The organism is Acinetobacter sp. SwsAc2, assembly GCF_013391465.1.
GTDB classification, from domain to species: domain Bacteria; phylum Pseudomonadota; class Gammaproteobacteria; order Pseudomonadales; family Moraxellaceae; genus Acinetobacter; species Acinetobacter johnsonii.
Map to the genome: position 1 here is coordinate 1 of NZ_JACBEZ010000076.1, position 1,797 is coordinate 1,797.

Below are 1,797 nucleotides of genomic sequence, written 5' to 3' on the forward strand. Positions count from 1 at the left end.
TAGGGTAAGCTGCGTCAAAACGCTGCTAGCTAGACTACCTAGGCGGTAGTGATTGAAACTTTACAATCCTAAATGTACAGAATACTGTACATATTGTCAATTTCGTATAACAGCCATTATGTTAAATTGATAGATGGTTTGATTATGGCTTCCTTACCCACTTGAAAATGTTTTACCCAACTAATGACTAACAATTTTACTTTTATTACTATGACAAATAGTTTTTTTAAGAAAAATTTGACATGAAAAATATATGTGCACTTACGATAGCTCTTATAAGTATAGGAATTATTCCAAACGTAAAAGTTGAAGCGAATGTTCTTGATATAGTGGAAGCATATAGAGACCAAATTAATTATAAAGAAGAAAAAATTCAAAGTCTTGATTCAAAAATACTAGCACTTACTGTAAAACCTGAAAATATGGAGATTTGGAAAGAGCTTAGCTGTGAAAGAAGAAAGGCTATGCGAAGCTACATTCATTCAGCAAATAAGATACTTGAATCTAAGGAGTTGAAAAGTCCAGAACTTAAAAATGCTGAAGAAATAAAAAGCTATTTGGTAGATTCGAAAAATTACTATTTACTCTTTATAGCAGAAGAGGATCAGGTATTACAAAGCTCTGCTTTTGGGAGCAATACAATAGGATTTGAAACTTTCACACTAGATAATCTTTGTCAGGGTTATGAAGACTATGAACTAGAACCATAGACATAACCTATGGTTGATTTTTTATGTACTTTACAGGTCTTCAAAAATCAACCACTCATAAGTATTAAAAACAGTAAAACTTGAAACAAGTTACTATTTCATTTTTTTAAAATTAAAAGCTGAATTGTATATTTAATTCCAACTCAAAGGACTACCACAGGCTTGAGTCGATATATTTTCTAAATCATCAGGTTTGCCATAGAGCAAAATCATTTCTATGCAAGTCGCTAAATATACTCTAGCTTGTCTTTCATGAAAGCATTGTTTTAAAGTATACTGTTGATTTTCTGGAATAATATTTGGAGCCGTACTCATAATTAATAGCACAAAGTTCGACTTATTTAATCCAGGCTTAAGCATTAAATCTCTGAGCTTACGTAGAGGAATAACATTTAGACCTTCAAGAATAGTACCGGCTTGAATTACTAGGCTATAGCACATTCTCTCTCTATTATTTTGTGTAGAGCTATTAGCTATAATTGCCCATTCAGGCATAGGTCTTAAAGTTTTTTCATCGGCTTCTTTGTGTTTTTTAAAGTAAGCAGAAATGATTAAAAACAAAATGATGCCTACTACAACTATCCAAATCATTATTATTCAACCTTTAATTTATAATTGATACACCAATAACAAGTTGATTATAAATGAATTTTGTTGCGAATACCTTATAATTCACATTTTCTATTTGAACTGTAAATACTACAGAGTCTTGCTTTCTTTCTAGGATATGTACTCGTGTGTTTCTATTAATATATTCTTCCAAATCTGAATAGAATACGTCATCAAAAGAAATTGTTGGATTTTGAGGATTTGTGAACTTAGATGTGTATTGAATTACTTTAGAAATGTCTTTTACCTTAGGTTTCTTTTTCTTGATTTTAAGAAAAATAATTAAAACAGCAATCAATAAAATAAAGATCAAAAATTCCATAAGTATCCTTTAAAATTCTTTAGTTTTCTTAAAATTAACATAATACACCTTATACGAAATGCGTTATAATTATCCTTATAATTCAACGCTGTAGTTTCAATTTTCTAGCCCAGTCGTCAATGACTGGGCTTTTTTTATTACTTTTCACGTTCCACG

Annotated in this window: 3 protein-coding genes; 1 reads left to right on the forward strand and 2 read right to left on the reverse strand. The window is 30.2% G+C overall.

The features are described from left to right. Positions 1 to 242 precede the first annotated feature (242 nt). Positions 243 to 710 (forward strand): hypothetical protein, encoded by a 468-nt coding sequence (locus HYI04_RS16690; protein ID WP_163165176.1) that lies wholly within the window; start codon positions 243 to 245, stop codon positions 708 to 710. A gap of 132 nt (positions 711 to 842) precedes the next feature. On the opposite strand, the gene HYI04_RS16695 is transcribed toward HYI04_RS16690, so the two are convergent. After that, positions 843 to 1,301, reverse strand: a complete 459-nt coding sequence (locus HYI04_RS16695) for a hypothetical protein (protein WP_178896421.1) — start codon at positions 1,299 to 1,301, stop codon at positions 843 to 845. Positions 1,302 to 1,314: 13 nt separating this feature from the next. Then, on the reverse strand, positions 1,315 to 1,641 hold the full coding sequence (locus HYI04_RS16700) for a hypothetical protein (RefSeq protein WP_178896422.1): 327 nt from the start codon (positions 1,639 to 1,641) through the stop codon (positions 1,315 to 1,317). Positions 1,642 to 1,797 lie beyond the last annotated feature (156 nt).